Here is a 13,698-nt window from a genome sequence, read left to right as displayed (position 1 = left end):
TATTCAATTGGGGGTTGGAGGGGGGCAGGTATCTGGGACATCTGATGCGGCGGCGGAGCCGCTTCTTCCGGCGCACCGAAGTTGTAGGTCAGGCCGAGCAGCAGGCTGTGCGTGCGCAGCTTGGTTTCGGCGTTCGAACCGGCCTGGCCGTAGATGCTCTGATAAGCCGGGATCAGCTTGATATCGTCCTGGTTGAAGAAGCGATACTTCAGCGAAACGTCGACATTGTTGGTGACCGGGTAACGAACACCCGCGATCGCCTGCCAGGCGAAACCGGTGTCGCTGTCGTTCACGATGTCCGAAGCGAGCTTGCCGCGCGACACGCCGACACCGCCGCCGACGAAGCCCTGCAGGCCATCATCGGGACCGAAGTCCAGCAAACCGTTCAGCATGAACGACAGGGCCGAAGCAGCGCCGCCGAAGCCGCCGCCGGTCTTGTCGAAATCGATCTTCGCACGCTTGTAGGCGGCTTCGGCTTCGAGGCGGAAGCCACCGAAGTCGTAACCGATGTTGGCATCGAAGTCATAGCCCTTGTGGTAGTCGATCGACGGGACCGCCGAACCACCGGGAGGGACGGCGTCGAAGGTCAGGTCCTGATCTTCAACGAGCAGCACGCCGGCGTCCACGCCAACATACCAGCTATTATCGCGCGCCAAGGCCGGGGTGGCCAGGGCACTGGTCGCAAGCGCAGCCGCGAGGGCAAGCTTCCGCATATGGATTCCCCTTTCAAAAGTGTCACGAAGGACTGCTGAAACCCTGTAGTCAGGAGAAGGTTTCATGGCAAGTCCACAATTAGTGAAACCGTTGCAAAAATAACGCACTAGCCTTTTTAACGCGATCCGATCAGGCTAATGCCTGCAAATTCTAGACTATTGACGCACCCGTGCAACAAGAAATGAGCAATCCCGTAATATTACGCAACAATCAGGCCATGGGATCGCAGGCTGTCGAGAATGGCGGCGATGGTTGATCGGGCCTGCGCGTCAATCACGCTCCCCCCGCTCGGCGCGGCAATAGCCGCCTGCCGCTCGCCAACCACTTTTTCATCACCGATATAAAAGCCATCTGGCCGGATCGGGCCTGCCCGCCACTGACTCCCGTCATGAACGCGCGTCAGCCCTTCGTCGGCGACCATAACGGCAAAACCGGCACGGGCGGGAACAAATCGCCAGCCACCCTCCGTCCAGCATGCGAGGGAGCCGCTCTGCCCCTCCCATGCGCCCAGCGCCCCGTCCGCGACGATCCAGCATTGCCCCGGCGCCGGCCCCTCCGGCGGCATGGCCGCCGACGCACTCTCCACCCGGCTCAGCAACAGCGCATCGACCAGCACCAGCGCCTCATTATGCACGATTTCCTTGTGCGCCTGGCCCGCGAACAGCAGCGGCAGGCCCCATATCGGCGTGACATCCATCATCCGACTCCTTCTCTCGTTTCCCTGTGATCGCAACCCATTGTCACAGCGTCAGCATTAGGCTCGCCCCCCGCCCGATCGCATAGGTTCCCCGCTGCCGCACCGCGATCAGCACATCGCGCCCGTCCATGCCGTCCGCCGCGATCATGTCGGCGCCATAGGTCCAGCTGGCGCTTGTCACCTCCTGCGCCCGCACCACGATCGCGCCGTCCAGAACCTCCACCCCATAGCGCTCGCTTTCCTCGCCCAGCGGCACGTCCGTTCCGCTCAGCCAGCGCCATCCGTCGCGACTCCGCCGGGTCCATTCGATCGTCCAGCCGCCCGCCCCGTCGCGCCCCGCGCGCATATGCACGGGCGCAAGCGGCTTCAGCGCCTCGCCGCTGATGGTCAGCATCGCCTCGGCCGGCGCCACATCGCCGATGCCGACCGCCGAAACCCGCAGCACGCTCCCCGCCTCGCTGTCCGCGCCCTGCATCGACAGCGGCTCGACCAGCCGCCCTTCCTCGATCAGCAGGAACGGCTCGCCCGCCATATGCTCCGCCATCGCCCAGTCGGTGCCGCGCACCCCCCGGCGCAGCCCGCTCAGCCGATAGGTCGCAGCACCGGTCCGCTCGGCCGTGTCGAACTGGATCAACTCACGCCCCAGCAAGGCCAGGTTCCGTCCCTGGTCCAGCGCGGCTTCATCGACACTCAGCAACACCATGTCCGCCGCCAGCAGCGTCACCGAAACGGATTGCCCGCGATCCACCAGCAACGCGCTGCCCCCGGGCAAGACCGTATCGGCAACGCCCATCACCGCGCGTCCGGCGCTGCGGCCGATCGGCACCGCCTCCCCGCTCGCGCCCGTGACGAACAGCGCCGCATTGCGCCAGCCAGCCCCGCCGCTCGCCGCCGCCACGACCAGAGGCGCGCTCGCCACGCCGTCCGCAATGCGCGGCAGGTCTGCCAGCAGCAAAGTCGTCGGCCCGTGGGGCGCATCCACCGGCCGCACGATCGCTCCCGATCCCGCACCTATAGGCGGCGCGCCACCGCCACCGGGCAGCCGCCGCAGCGCCAGCCGCACCGCCATCGCTTCCCATTCGCGCTCCTCGATCCGCCACAGCCCCGCCGCCCGATCCACGGTCACAACGTCGCCCGCCGCCAGCCCAAGCGCCCGCCAGTCGCAGCGCACCGTCATGCGCGCCCGGCCGGCCCAGCGCGCCCGCAGACGGTCGCTCGCCAAAGCCCGCGCCGCATCGGGGTCCAGCACGGCGGGCAGGTCGATCCCGCTTTCGCTCCGCCCCGCCCCCGGCCGCGTCACCCGCTGCATCCCGGCCTGATAATCGCGCGCCGCATCATGGTAACGCAGGCTCAGCGCCACCGGCACGCCATCGGCCGAACCGCCTTGATGCTCTACCGGGTCGATCGCTCGGCCATTGACCCGCTGCGCCAGCGCCTCGTCCGCAATGGTACCCGCCGCCGCGCCTGCGTCCACCAGCGCCAGCCCATCCGCTCCCGATCGCAGGCCCAGACCAAAGGCTTCGACCAGCGGCATCACCGCCTCGCGCATGTCCGCCCCGCTCGCGGCAAAGCCATCGACGCTGATCGAAGCCGGCCCCGCCAGCCGCGCGCCGCTTAGTTCGCCGGCAATGCGACCCAGCGACACCGCCCCCTCATCCGCCTCCACCTCGAATGTCAGCGACGGGATGCGATTGCCATAATCGGCCAGCGCCAGATCCTCGAACACGACATAGGCCAGGCCGCGATGCGCCGGCGTCGCACCGATGCCCTGCGCCGAGGCGATCAGCGGATCGGGCGATTGCCCCTCATCGCCTTGATGCACCCGGAACGCGCCCAGCTCCGTCTTGAAATCGCCCGCCGCCCCGCGCAACAGATTGCCGTCCGCCCATATCCGCCGGATCGCCCGGATCGGCCGCGACGACAGCGCCACCGCGATGCTCGCCGAATAGCTGTAGCTCGTCACGCTCGGCCGCCCCTTGCCACCACCGCTGCGGCTCGACGTCTCCTGCAAATCCGTCGCCCAGATCACCGTGCCCGCCACCCGCATCGTGCCAAAGATGGCGGGAAGCTGCGTGCCATAGCTGGATGTCTGCACCTGCAAATCGGACAGGCGCGCGCCTTGCCGGCCCTTGGGCTTAAACAGCACTTCATTATCGAAAGCGTTGCCGATCAGGCCGCCAATCGCCCCGCCGATCGGCCCGCCCAGCACGGTGCCCACCGCGCTCAGCACTATCGTCGCCATGCTTGCCCCTCCTTCATGCCCGCCACCAGCCGATGATCGGCCAGGGCGATTCTCCCGGCATTTCCACCACGCGCCGCAACCCGGCATGGGCGTGGACGAACCCCGCGCCGGTCCCGATCATCAGATGCAGTTGCAATGGTCCCGGCCGCACCAGCGCCAGGTCGCCTGCCTGCCCCTCCGCCACCAGACGCAATCCCGCGGCGTTCAGCCAATGCGCCGCGCGCTCCGCATCGCCGCTGCGCAATCCATAAGCGCGTGGCGCGGCGCGCCCCAGCGCCAGCGCGGCCACGCCCACGCAATCCAGCCCGTCCCGGCCACGCCCATGCAGCCGGAACGGCACGCCCACCAGCGCCCGCGCCGCAGCGACGATGGCCGCCGCGCCCTCTTCCCCGCTCATGCGCCGGGATAGCGGGTCAGGAGGTCCATGCCCGGCAGAAACGGCTCGCCCCGGAAATTGGCGATATTGCCGAAGCGCGCGCCACAGGTCGCCGCCTGCCGGTCGCACCCTTCGGTCAGCAGCGCCAGCGTTCCCGGCTCCACCGCAAAGGCCGGCGCATCCGCCAGCGTCAAGCCGGACGCATCATTATCCAGCACCGCCTGCGTCAGCCCCGCATTGCGCCCCGTCATCCACCGCACCGCGCCAAAGGCATAGACCCCGGGCGCCAGCCCGGCGACGGCGACCTCCGCTCCCGCCGCGGCGTCCACCGCCACGATCCGCCGCCGCCCCGCCATGTCGACCCGGCAGGCCCGGTCGCCTAGCCGCGCCCGGCAGTCGGGCGATGTGCTCGGGGCCACCGGCGCGCCCAATATCGCCGCCGCCCCCACCAGTTCGGCGGAAAATTCCTGCCCCTTGCGCGACACCGCGCCCATCTCGCCCCGCGCCAGCAGCAGCCACAGCGCGCCCGGCGCCTCCCATTGCGTCACCCTTAACTCCAGCGCCGCGCCGTCCCAGCGCCCCGCCATCAGGTCCGCCTCGCTGATCGCCTCGCTCGACAGCGCGCCCGCCACGTCGCTGTCCTCGCCGTCCAGCGTGATGCCGCTGCGCACCGCCGCCGGCGTCATGCCCGGCGCGGCGCGATAGATGAGGCCGCCAATCTCCAGGTCGCGGTCATGGCTGGTGAGCCCGATCGTCACTCCGTCGTGCCGCGCGATCCGCCAGCAAAAGGCCAGCGTGCACAGCGCCTCGTCCAGTCCGCCGATCATTCGCGTATCTCCACCAGCGGCACCGACACCGCTTCGCCTGCGGCAAAGGTCGCGCGGTTCACCTCCAGCCGATCCTCGGCAAAGCGCACCGGAACATCGAACCGGTAGCCGGCGGTCAGCACCACGCCCGCCCCCGGCGCCTCGTCGAACGCAATCACGCCCAGCCCGGAATGGCTCCAGCCGTCGATCATCTCCACCCCGTCTGCCGCGACGCGGATGCTGCCCGCGACCGGCCGGGTGATCCGCCGCGCCTGCGCCTCCTCACCCGCGCCATAATGGCGCATCAGCGGGAATTGCGACCGCACGCCGTCGCCCACGCCCAGCCGCTGGTCGATCGGCGATGGCGCCGCGCCCGCCGGGCCGCTGCGGTCATCATAGGGATCGGTAAAGCGAAACCCCCGCGCCGCCCCGCGCCGCGCCCGGAAAAAGTCGATCAGCACCCTTATGTCCGCCTCCGACCGCACGCCCGGCCCGGCATCATAGGACAGGCGCGCATCCGCCCAGTCGCTCGACCGCCGCTCATGCCCCGAAGGGCTCTCGACAATCTGCGTCGAAAAGGCCGGGCTCAGGCTCGCCTCCCGCCCGATCGCCAGCGGAAAGCGCACATCGTCAAAGGCTTGCACCCCATCCTCCCCTTCTATGCTGAAACAGGTAAAGCCGTCGCGGCACACTTGCGGCAGTGCCCAGATGAATGTCGCCGCCGTCCCGCGCGCCACGGACGCGCGCGCCGCCGCCATGATCGCCCGCCATTGCCCGGATTGTTCGGGTAACAGGACGAAGCCGGCCAGATAATGCTGGTCCTCGACCGGATAGCCCAGCCGCACCGTCGCCAGCGTGATCCCGCGCTCGGTCAGGTTGGGGCGCCCCTCCGTCACCCAGTCATAATCTTCCAGTTGCAGCACGTCGAACGCCGGGGCCGCCCATCCGACCGGCATGTTGGCGCGTTTGGCTTCGGGCGCGCGCGGGTCCAATATCGTGGGCAGATAGGCCAGCAGATGAGTCTCCGCGCCCGGCGCAGCCGCCTTCACCGCCGCGCACAGCGCCGCCGTCGACGCCGCCAGCATCGCGCCCGCCGCATCCAGCAGCGCGCATTGCGCCGCGTCCATTTCGCCCCATAGGCTCGGAATCGACACCGGCGCGCCACCCAGCGCCGCCCGCGCCGCGTCATCATACAGGCAGATGCGCCCGTCGCCCGGCATCACCCACCACCATGGCTCGCCGACCTGAAACAGGATCGACAAGTCCGCGTCCAGGCCTTTGGAAACAAAGGCTGTCGCGATCGCCTGCAAATAGGCCATCGCTCCACCATGCGCGGGCGACAATAATGTCGATGGCGGCTCCCATCCGGTCAGCGCCGGGTCGCCATTTTCGGCCCGCTGCTTCCAGTCGTTCCAGCAATGGGCGTTGAACAGCTCATAGGATAGCGACCATATGACGCCGAACCCCAGCGCCTTCGCCCGCCGCGCAAAATCCCGGTGCCACGCCGCGCACGGCGCATTCAGCGCCCCGCCGGCCAGGCTGACATACAGGTCGCTGCCCAGCCGTTCGAGCCGGAAATAATGGCTCATCCCGACATAATGGTTGATCGCCCCGCGATAGCCCAGCGCATGGATCGCCGCGACCACCCGCTCGGGCGTCTGGTTGAAACAATCGTCATAGCCCGTCGCCATGCTCAGCCCATGTTCGGGCAGCATGACGTCGCCCACCGCCAGCACCGATCCCGCCCCCTCGCACGCGATGGCGCTCAGTTCCGCCCAGCCTTCCTGCGCTTGGACAAAGGGCGTATCTCCTTCGTCATACCCGGGCGGGACGAGCGAAATGAACATCCGGTCGACATCGCCTGCCCATACCGGGTCCGCCTCCTGCGGCAGGTCATATCCCGCCATCAGCGCGGCAAAATCCAGCCGGATGACAGCATCTTCCGGCCCACCACTCGCATAATTCCACAAGCGCACATACCAGACGCGCGGGTTGCCTGCTGCGTCGCGCCCCTCGATCGTCAGCGTCGGCCCATGCGTTTCGTCCAGCCGACGCAGCCCGCCGCTGCGCCAGCGGAACGACAGCACGCAATCCCGAAAATCCCGGTCCGTTTCATAGGCCAGCAGCGGGTGGCTCCATCTGTCCTCCGCCTCCCAGATCAGCCCCGCCAGATCGCCCGACCCATAAAAGACCGCGTCGACCCGTAAGGCATCGGGCGCGCTCGTCACCACGCTCGCCATCATCGGCCGGGGAAAATTCACCGTCCAATGCGTCGCCGCGAACCGCTTGAGGAATCCCGCCTCCTGTCCCTCGCGCGTGTCCGCCAGCCAATATCCCATGCTCATTGCTCCAGCGCCCCCCTGACCGCGCGCGCAACCTGTCGCGCGCTGCGCGCCAGCATGCGCGGCTCGCTCTCGCCTCCCCGTCCGTTCACCGCGATGCTCACCCGCACGTCACGCCTGGCTCCGCCATGGGCGACCACCTGCCCGCTCGTCGTGGGCACGAACATTTCCGGCCCGCGCTCCCCGACCATATAGGCGCGTCCCGGCGCCACCGGCCCGCCCGTCGCTCGCCCCGGCAGCCCCAGCACCGACGTCAGCAGGGTCGCGCCCAGCCCGACCAGCCCGCCATTGCCCGACCCCCCGCTCCCCAGCGCCGACCGCAGGCTGCTCGCGGCAATCTGGTCCAGCGTGCTCAGCGCCAGTCGCTTCAGATCCTCAAAGCCGAACTTGCCCGTCCGCACCGCGCGCAGCAGCCCCTGCTCGATGCGCAGCCCCGCCCGCTCCGCCCCGCTCGCCAGCGGTCCTTCCAGGCTCGCCCGCATCGCCTCGACATCGCGGCCCAGCCCTTGCGTATCGGCCCGCACCCGCACCACCAACGTCTCGACATCCTCGTCCATCGCCGCCTCCATTCGCTCTCTGAAAAATCCTCCCCTCGCAGGGGAGGTGGCAGCACGCAGTGCTGACGGAGGGGTGTCGCGCTCTCGGCCCGCTGACCCTTGAGTCACGCTATGCTCGGCGCACCGCCCGCCCCTAATCCGGCATCGCACCCATCAGCCGCGCCAGCTCCGCGCCATCCACCCCGGCCGCGTCCTCCGCCGCCTCGCCCTTCGCCGCCGTCAGTACGCTCGTCAGTTCGGCCGGCGTCGCGCGCCAGAACTCGTCCGGCCGCCAACCCAGCAGCCAGCCGGCCAGTCCCGCCAGTCGACCGGCTCGCTCGGCAAAGCGCGTCATTTCCCCGCCAAAATCTGTTGCAGCACCGCGCGCAGCACCGGCGTCACCCGGGCCAGGCCCAGCGCCAGCACCGCCTCGCCCAGCGCCTCGCGGCTCAACGCCTCGCGATCGACCAGGCAATGCCACAGCAACGCCACCAGATCGCCCAGCGACAATTTCCCGTCGGCCGCCCGCTCGACCAGGTCGAACAGCGGCCCCAATTCCTGCTCCGCCTCGACCAGCGCGGCAAAGCTGGGCCGCAGCGCCAGCGCCTCGCCGCCCACCATCAGCGCCGTTTCCCCGCGCTCCGGGTTCGCGCCGCCGCTCACAGGCTCACCACCGCGCCGGAGCTTTCCAGGCTCAGCGCATAGTTGCGCTCGCCATTATAGTCGCCGGCATAGTCCAGCCGCGTGACCAGGAACCGCCCGCGCATCCGCTCACCGCTCTCGAAACTCAGCTCATAATCCTCGATCGTGCCGGCCAGCGCATGGTTGCGGATGCGCACCTCCGCGTCCGATCCGGTAAACAGCCCGGCCGCCGACACGCTGACCGACCGCACGCCCGCGCCCGACAGCAATTCGCGCCAGCCGCCCGAATCCTTGCTGGTGATGTTCACCGCCTCGCCGTTCACCGACAATTGCGTGGTCCGCATCCCCGCCACCGTCGCATATGTTGCCGGCGCATTGCCGTCGCCTACCTTGAGCAGAAACGCACTTCCCTTTTCGACGCCCATGGCGCATTCTCCCGACAAGCGATCTCCGGCAACAAAGCGTGCCGCCTTGACCCGGAAAATCGCGAAAAAACAGATAGATTGGGCGGCATTTGGCCGACCCGTCACAACAATGGCTCAGGGTTTCAAGGAGAGGTCCCGATGATTGTTGCCGCTTCGTTCATGATGATGCTTGCCGCCGCCCCATCCGCTGATCCCGTGGGAACGGGGCGCCGCGACTTTTCCAAGTGCCTCAGCGCCCAGATGCAGCCCGCGCTCGACAAGAAAATGCCGCTTGGCGACTTTGTGTCGACGCTCAAACAGACTTGTGCCACCCAGCAATCCGCCTTCCGCGCCGCCATCATCGCGCAGGACAAGGCCGACGGCATGTCTGACGCGGAAGCCAGCGCCGACGCCGACGACCAGGTCGCCGAATATGTCGACAAGATCACCAGCGAATATGAGGAAAACAGCCAGCCCGGCTGAGGCCTGCGCCCGTCCGCCGAACGCCCCTCCATCCTCTCCTCTAAGGGGAGGTGGCAGCACGGAATGCTGACGGAGGGGCGTGACCCTATCCGTCCCTTCCCGTCATTCCCGCGCAAGCGGGAACCCATCTCCCGACCATGCCGCCATCGCAGCGCCATGGGACAGACTTCCCCTCACCCGTCCCGCACCACGCGCAGCCGATAATCCATCACCGCCCGCCACCCCGCGCCCGCGCCGCCGCCACTCCGCGCCACGCGCGATCGCAGCAACCCCGCGCTCACGATCCGCCAGCCATCGCGCACGCCCGCCGCGCCCAGCGCCGGTTCGACCCGGGGCATCATCTCCGCAAGCCGCCCCGGCGTCTCCTCCGCCACGGTCAGCCCGATGGTCAGCCGCAATTCGCGCCCCTCGACATCCTTGCCGCCCCAGTCTGAACCCAGGCATTCGCCCACATGCGCATAAGGGGCCGCCGCCCGCCCCGGCTCGCCGTCATGCACGCCCTGCGCCATCGCCATCAGCGCCGCATCCTCCCGCAGCGCCGCGATCACCGCCGCCCGTATCGCCACTTCCGCGCTCATTGCCCGCTCCCCCCTCGCCCCGCCTCGCGCAGCGCCAGGTCGCGCCACCAGCGCGCGCGCAGCCCCGGCGCGGACAGCCGCACAGTTTCCCCCTCAACCCGCGCCGTGATGCCCTCCGCCGCCGTCGCCGCCGCGATCCGCGCCCGCACCGCCGCTGCCCGCGCCGCCACGTGTTGTTCCAGCCCCGCCCTCATGCCAGCCGCATCCGCCGATAGGGCCGCCACAGCGCGCTCACCACGGCAGGCGGCGCCGCATCCTCGCTGCCACGCGCCAGATAATGGTCCGCCGCCAGCCGGATGATCCCCTGCCGCAACGCTTCGGGCAGGCCGTTCATCTCCGCCGCCATCCCCGCGCGATAGTCCACCGCCAGCGCGCGCCCGTCGCCCGGCCGCGTCGATCGCACCCATCCATCGCCCGCAGCGTCAATGTCGATGGCATAGGCCTCGACCGGCAGCGCCACGCTGGTCCCGTCCGCCTCCACCGCGCGCACCTGGCTCACCGCCAGCACCGGCCGCGCTGACAGCCGCTGCCACCCGCCGCCGCCCGCCACCGTCTCGCGCGCATCCCGCGCGATCAGCCACTGGCCGACAAATTGCTCGCACAGCGCGCTCGCGCCGCGCAGCAACCCGGCCAGCACCGCGTCCTCATCGTCATGCGCGATCCGCAGATAGGCCTTCAATTCCGCCAAAGGCGCCGCCAGCGCCCCGCTCTCCTGCTGTGCCAGCATCAGCGTTCCTCCACCCGCATCGTCACCGATCGTTCATCCGCCTGCCCGTCGGACAGGGTCACGCGATTGGTCAGCCGATAGACCTGGCCCACCCGTCCGCCGGTCACCCGCGCGCTGCTGCGCTGCGCCTCGAACGCGCTTGCCTCGACGACAATCCCGCCGGCTTCCTCCGGCTCGACCATCCAGTCACTGGCGATCAAACTCTGCCCGGCCAGATAGGCGGACCAGTCGATCGCATGGTCGACCCGCGCCTGCGGATCCTTCAACAACAGGCTCATCTGATCTTGCTCCCCATCCTCGCCGCGACCCGGATCGCCGGCGCGCGCACGTCGACCCGCACGCCCAGCCCCCGTCGCACGCCCATGCCCCATGGCCCGCTCCATCCGGGCCGATCCGTGCCGCCATCCCCGATCGGCTGCGCGCCCAGCGCCTCACCCTGCATCATGCGCTCGTCTCCAGCGCCGCGATCCGCGCCTCCAGCCGCGCGATACGCCGCCGCTGCCATGCCGCCTCCAGCGCCAAACACTCCTCGTAGCGCAGCCCCCAGCGGTCGCCCGCCGCGCGCCCTGCCGTCACCACGCCATCATCGCCCGTTTCCGCCTCGCGCACGTCCCAGCGGTCGTGGCACAGCAGCCCCAGCCGCACCGCCGTGCCCATGCCCAGCCGCGCGTCGATCGCATCGCGCACCTCCTGCGCCACCAGCCCCATATGCGTGCGCGCGGCATCGCCCTTGGCCGCCACCGCCTCGCCAAAGCGATATTGCCGCCAGTCCACCGTCCCCCACGCATCGATCAGCGCATCGTCAATATCCGCCAGATCCTGCTTCGCCCGCGCGTCAGATGTGCTGATCGTCCCGCTCGCGGCATAGATGGCCGACCATCGCGCCGCCCCGTTCCCCAGCGCAAAGCCATTGTCGGACGATGGCGCGACCGCGCCGAAGGCGGTGATCGCCTGATGCTCCAGCCGCAGCGTTTCCTGCATCGCCGACGATCCCGTCCGCCCGACATAGAAATTCAACCGCGACGCCAGATTGTTGGTGGCCGGCGCCGCGCCGACATAGGTGGTGCGCACCCGCGACAGCTCGACGAAGTCGCCGCCAATCTGCCCCCACACATTATAGTCGCCAATCACGTCGCCGCTTACAATGTCGGCCCGCGCCGCCAGCGTGCCATTGGCGCGATACAGCCGATTGTTCGCCAGCGATCCCACGCCCACGACGCGGAAACTGCTCTGTCCGCCATCCATGATCACCGACAGGGCCGGGGTCAGCACGCTCACCCGCCCCATCCACCCTTCGGCAGGGTAAGCGTCGGCGGCCATCGTGTTGATGTGCAGTTCCGCGCCCCCCATGCGCTGCACGCCGCTCGCGCCCAGCGCGCCGATCCGCGCGCGCGCGCTGCCCGCATCCCCCTGTTCCAGCAGCGACCGCCCGAACGCCGTGGTCGACAGCGCCGCTATGGCGTCCAGCTGCCCGCTCGCCGCCTGCTTGCCCGCCAGCCCCTGGCCCAGCCCGTCAATCGCCTGGGCCGCGGCCTCCACCGCCACGCCCAGTTCCTCCATCCCGGCCAAGGCCTGGGCCAATCCTTCGATCCCGGCGACATCATGGCCATGCCCCTCGACCGCCGCGATCCAGGCCGCATGCGGGGCCAGCGTCACGCGCTTCTCGCCCGGCCCGAAATCCACCGCCGCGCCGCCCGCCGAAGACGCCGATGGCGTCCGCACCAGCCGGCCGGCCTCGTCCAGAACGCCGCTGCCTGCCTCCCATTGCGGCACATCCCCTGCGCCAACAATCACATAGGGAAAGGCCGCGCCGGCCCCCACCGCGTCGGCAAAGCGCCTGTAGCCCGCCGCCGCGCCGCTCAGCGCCAGCGGCCCTGTCCCCTCGTCATGGCACAGCTCGCGCACCAGCTCCGCCATCTCCAGCCCCGTGATCGCCACGCCCCGCTCCCCTGCCCATCTCGACACAAAAAAGGGGGGAAGGCACCCGCCTCCCCCAGTCCTCAGCAAGGCCTCAGCCTGCCGTCCCGCCGCTTACGAAGCGGCGAACTTCATCAGCTTGATCGCCTCGCTATTGGCCACGCCGCCGCCGATGCGCTTGACCGCGTAGAAATGGACGAACGGCTTGTTGCTGAAGGGATCGCGCAGGATGCTCGTCTCGCTGCGTTCCGCGATGACATAGCCCATCGCGAAATTGCCGAAGGCGATGGACAGGCTGCCCGCGGCAATGTCGGGCATATCCTCGGCCTCGACCACCGGATATCCCAGCAGGGTCGCCGGCTGGCCTGCGCTCAGGCCCGGCTGCCACAGGAACGCGCCGTCGCTCGTCTTCATCTTGCGAATGACCGACAGGGTGGCGCTGTTCATCACGAAGCACGCCCCCTGGCGATAAGGCGCGCGCAGGCTCTGGATCAGGTCGATCAGCCGGTCCTGCGGATTACTCGCCGCAAAGCCGCCCGCCGCGCCCGACGCCACATATTGCAGCGATCCGAATGCGCGCACGCCATCGCCCTCATTGGTGGTCGTATAGGTCAGGAAGCCCTTGGGCTTGTTCGTGCCATTGCCGGTCACAAAGGCCGCGCCCTCGGCCACCGCGAACTCGCGCGCAATCTCGTTCGCCAGCCAGCCTTCGACATCGAACTGTGCATCGTCCAGCATGGCCTGGGATGCCGCCGGATTGGCGAACAGCTCGCCGCCCGGCGGCACGATCTCGTTGAAGCTCGGCGTCCCCGTCTCGCCCCGCGCGCCCGTCTCGCTTGCCCATCCCGACACGATGCCGCCGGCGCTCACCAGCTTGCGGTATCCCGCGCTCCCCGTGCGCACCACATTGGCGATGGCGCGGATCGGCGACATGGCTTTGAGCGTCGATCCGATCAGCTGGTCGATCTCGCGCGGCACCGCATAGCCGCCCGCGGCGCCCGACGCGCCCGAAAAGCTCTTCAGTTCCACGCCCGCTTCCTGCCCATGGCGCAGATAGCGCTCGACAAAGGCCGCCCGCGCCGGGTCCTCCAATCCGCCTTTCACCCCATCCAGCGCCGGCCGCTGCGCGCTCAGCAACGCCCCTTTCAGCGCCGCCACCTCCTGCGCCAACCCCGCAATCCGCTCCCCCTGCACCACCATGTCCAGGCTCGCTTCCAACTGATCCGTCATGCCC

General features: G+C 69.1%; 18 protein-coding genes. 1 reads left to right on the top strand and 17 read right to left on the bottom strand.

Going from position 1 to position 13,698, the window contains the following annotated elements; all coding sequences use genetic code 11:
- The 10 genes from SAB01S_RS10685 to SAB01S_RS10640 all read right to left on the bottom strand — a co-directional run.
- Positions 1–713: outer membrane protein (locus tag SAB01S_RS10685; protein WP_062732994.1), on the bottom strand; the 713-nt coding region annotated here is incomplete at its 3' end.
- 200 nt (positions 714–913) lie between these two features.
- Positions 914–1,414: a DUF2793 domain-containing protein gene (locus SAB01S_RS10680; RefSeq protein WP_439646668.1), complete on the bottom strand. Its 501-nt coding sequence runs from the start codon at positions 1,412–1,414 to the stop codon at positions 914–916.
- A gap of 40 nt (positions 1,415–1,454) precedes the next feature.
- On the bottom strand, positions 1,455–3,653 hold the full coding sequence (locus tag SAB01S_RS10675) for a phage tail protein (RefSeq protein WP_062732993.1): 2,199 nt from the start codon (positions 3,651–3,653) through the stop codon (positions 1,455–1,457).
- Between the two features lie 13 nt (positions 3,654–3,666).
- The gene (locus SAB01S_RS10670; RefSeq protein ID WP_062732992.1) at positions 3,667–4,050 is read right to left on the bottom strand and encodes a C40 family peptidase; all 384 of its coding nucleotides are present in this window, start codon (positions 4,048–4,050) and stop codon (positions 3,667–3,669) included.
- Complete coding sequence (locus SAB01S_RS10665; protein ID WP_062732991.1) at positions 4,047–4,856, bottom strand: phage/gene transfer agent baseplate hub protein; 810 nt, start codon at positions 4,854–4,856, stop codon at positions 4,047–4,049. The genes SAB01S_RS10670 and SAB01S_RS10665 overlap by 4 nt, the downstream gene beginning before the upstream one ends.
- Positions 4,853–7,174 (bottom strand): DUF2460 domain-containing protein, encoded by a 2,322-nt coding sequence (locus SAB01S_RS10660; RefSeq protein WP_062732990.1) that lies wholly within the window; start codon positions 7,172–7,174, stop codon positions 4,853–4,855. Before SAB01S_RS10660 ends, SAB01S_RS10665 begins: the two co-directional genes overlap by 4 nt.
- A gap of 2 nt (positions 7,175–7,176) precedes the next feature.
- Positions 7,177–7,734: a hypothetical protein gene (locus SAB01S_RS10655; protein WP_062733017.1), complete on the bottom strand. Its 558-nt coding sequence runs from the start codon at positions 7,732–7,734 to the stop codon at positions 7,177–7,179.
- 133 nt (positions 7,735–7,867) lie between these two features.
- Positions 7,868–8,068, bottom strand: coding sequence for a phage tail assembly chaperone (locus SAB01S_RS10650; protein ID WP_021225479.1), 201 nt, complete (start codon positions 8,066–8,068; stop codon positions 7,868–7,870).
- Positions 8,065–8,376 (bottom strand): gene transfer agent family protein, encoded by a 312-nt coding sequence (locus SAB01S_RS10645; protein ID WP_062732989.1) that lies wholly within the window; start codon positions 8,374–8,376, stop codon positions 8,065–8,067. The genes SAB01S_RS10650 and SAB01S_RS10645 overlap by 4 nt, the downstream gene beginning before the upstream one ends.
- The gene (locus tag SAB01S_RS10640) at positions 8,373–8,780 is read right to left on the bottom strand and encodes a phage major tail protein, TP901-1 family (protein WP_062732988.1); all 408 of its coding nucleotides are present in this window, start codon (positions 8,778–8,780) and stop codon (positions 8,373–8,375) included. The genes SAB01S_RS10645 and SAB01S_RS10640 overlap by 4 nt, the downstream gene beginning before the upstream one ends.
- A gap of 138 nt (positions 8,781–8,918) precedes the next feature.
- Here SAB01S_RS10640 and SAB01S_RS10635 point away from each other — a divergent pair, with 138 nt between their 5' ends.
- On the top strand, positions 8,919–9,242 hold the full coding sequence (locus SAB01S_RS10635) for a hypothetical protein (protein ID WP_062732987.1): 324 nt from the start codon (positions 8,919–8,921) through the stop codon (positions 9,240–9,242).
- 173 nt (positions 9,243–9,415) lie between these two features.
- On the opposite strand, the gene gp17 is transcribed toward SAB01S_RS10635, so the two are convergent.
- The 7 genes from gp17 to SAB01S_RS10605 all read right to left on the bottom strand — a co-directional run bounded on the left by gp17 (position 9,416) and on the right by SAB01S_RS10605 (position 13,694).
- Positions 9,416–9,820 carry a tail completion protein gp17 gene (gene gp17 / locus SAB01S_RS10630; RefSeq protein WP_062732986.1) on the bottom strand — a complete coding sequence of 135 codons (405 nt, stop codon included), beginning with the start codon at positions 9,818–9,820 and terminating at the stop codon, positions 9,416–9,418.
- Complete coding sequence (locus SAB01S_RS10625) at positions 9,817–10,014, bottom strand: hypothetical protein (RefSeq protein ID WP_062732985.1); 198 nt, start codon at positions 10,012–10,014, stop codon at positions 9,817–9,819. Before SAB01S_RS10625 ends, gp17 begins: the two co-directional genes overlap by 4 nt.
- Positions 10,011–10,547: a head-tail connector protein gene (locus tag SAB01S_RS10620; RefSeq protein WP_062732984.1), complete on the bottom strand. Its 537-nt coding sequence runs from the start codon at positions 10,545–10,547 to the stop codon at positions 10,011–10,013. The genes SAB01S_RS10625 and SAB01S_RS10620 overlap by 4 nt, the downstream gene beginning before the upstream one ends.
- A complete protein-coding gene (locus SAB01S_RS10615) occupies positions 10,547–10,825 on the bottom strand; it encodes a phage fiber-tail adaptor protein (RefSeq protein ID WP_021225473.1) in 279 nt (92 codons plus the stop codon). Before SAB01S_RS10615 ends, SAB01S_RS10620 begins: the two co-directional genes overlap by 1 nt.
- A complete protein-coding gene (locus tag SAB01S_RS18470) occupies positions 10,822–10,992 on the bottom strand; it encodes a hypothetical protein (RefSeq protein ID WP_157078327.1) in 171 nt (56 codons plus the stop codon). The genes SAB01S_RS10615 and SAB01S_RS18470 overlap by 4 nt, the downstream gene beginning before the upstream one ends.
- A complete protein-coding gene (locus tag SAB01S_RS10610) occupies positions 10,989–12,485 on the bottom strand; it encodes a tail fiber domain-containing protein (RefSeq protein WP_062732983.1) in 1,497 nt (498 codons plus the stop codon). The genes SAB01S_RS18470 and SAB01S_RS10610 overlap by 4 nt, the downstream gene beginning before the upstream one ends.
- A 93-nt stretch (positions 12,486–12,578) precedes the next feature.
- Positions 12,579–13,694, bottom strand: coding sequence for a phage major capsid protein (locus SAB01S_RS10605; RefSeq protein ID WP_062732982.1), 1,116 nt, complete (start codon positions 13,692–13,694; stop codon positions 12,579–12,581).
- Between the last annotated feature and the right edge of the window lie 4 nt (positions 13,695–13,698).

Origin of the sequence: Sphingobium abikonense NBRC 16140 (genome assembly GCF_001598335.1) — a bacterium.
Lineage (GTDB): Bacteria > Pseudomonadota > Alphaproteobacteria > Sphingomonadales > Sphingomonadaceae > Sphingobium > Sphingobium abikonense.
The sequence above is the reverse complement of the archived record's forward strand: the minus strand, read 5'-3'. Positions and strand labels throughout refer to the sequence as shown.

Excerpts from the sequence above, each read along its gene's own strand:
- SAB01S_RS10680 (WP_439646668.1), bottom strand. The coding sequence starts at position 1,414 with ATGATGGATGTCACGCCGATATGGGGCCTGCCGCTGCTGTTCGCGGGC.
- SAB01S_RS10675 (WP_062732993.1), bottom strand. The coding sequence starts at position 3,653 with ATGGCGACGATAGTGCTGAGCGCGGTGGGCACCGTGCTGGGCGGGCCG.
- SAB01S_RS10670 (WP_062732992.1), bottom strand. The coding sequence starts at position 4,050 with ATGAGCGGGGAAGAGGGCGCGGCGGCCATCGTCGCTGCGGCGCGGGCG.
- SAB01S_RS10665 (WP_062732991.1), bottom strand. The coding sequence starts at position 4,856 with ATGATCGGCGGACTGGACGAGGCGCTGTGCACGCTGGCCTTTTGCTGG.
- SAB01S_RS10660 (WP_062732990.1), bottom strand. The coding sequence starts at position 7,174 with ATGGGATATTGGCTGGCGGACACGCGCGAGGGACAGGAGGCGGGATTC.
- SAB01S_RS10655 (WP_062733017.1), bottom strand. The coding sequence starts at position 7,734 with ATGGACGAGGATGTCGAGACGTTGGTGGTGCGGGTGCGGGCCGATACG.
- SAB01S_RS10650 (WP_021225479.1), bottom strand. The coding sequence starts at position 8,068 with ATGACGCGCTTTGCCGAGCGAGCCGGTCGACTGGCGGGACTGGCCGGC.
- SAB01S_RS10640 (WP_062732988.1), bottom strand. The coding sequence starts at position 8,780 with ATGGGCGTCGAAAAGGGAAGTGCGTTTCTGCTCAAGGTAGGCGACGGC.
- SAB01S_RS10635 (WP_062732987.1), top strand. The coding sequence starts at position 8,919 with ATGATTGTTGCCGCTTCGTTCATGATGATGCTTGCCGCCGCCCCATCC.
- gp17 (WP_062732986.1), bottom strand. The coding sequence starts at position 9,820 with ATGAGCGCGGAAGTGGCGATACGGGCGGCGGTGATCGCGGCGCTGCGG.
- SAB01S_RS10625 (WP_062732985.1), bottom strand. The coding sequence starts at position 10,014 with ATGAGGGCGGGGCTGGAACAACACGTGGCGGCGCGGGCAGCGGCGGTG.
- SAB01S_RS10620 (WP_062732984.1), bottom strand. The coding sequence starts at position 10,547 with ATGCTGGCACAGCAGGAGAGCGGGGCGCTGGCGGCGCCTTTGGCGGAA.
- SAB01S_RS10615 (WP_021225473.1), bottom strand. The coding sequence starts at position 10,825 with ATGAGCCTGTTGTTGAAGGATCCGCAGGCGCGGGTCGACCATGCGATC.
- SAB01S_RS18470 (WP_157078327.1), bottom strand. The coding sequence starts at position 10,992 with ATGATGCAGGGTGAGGCGCTGGGCGCGCAGCCGATCGGGGATGGCGGC.
- SAB01S_RS10605 (WP_062732982.1), bottom strand. The coding sequence starts at position 13,694 with ATGACGGATCAGTTGGAAGCGAGCCTGGACATGGTGGTGCAGGGGGAG.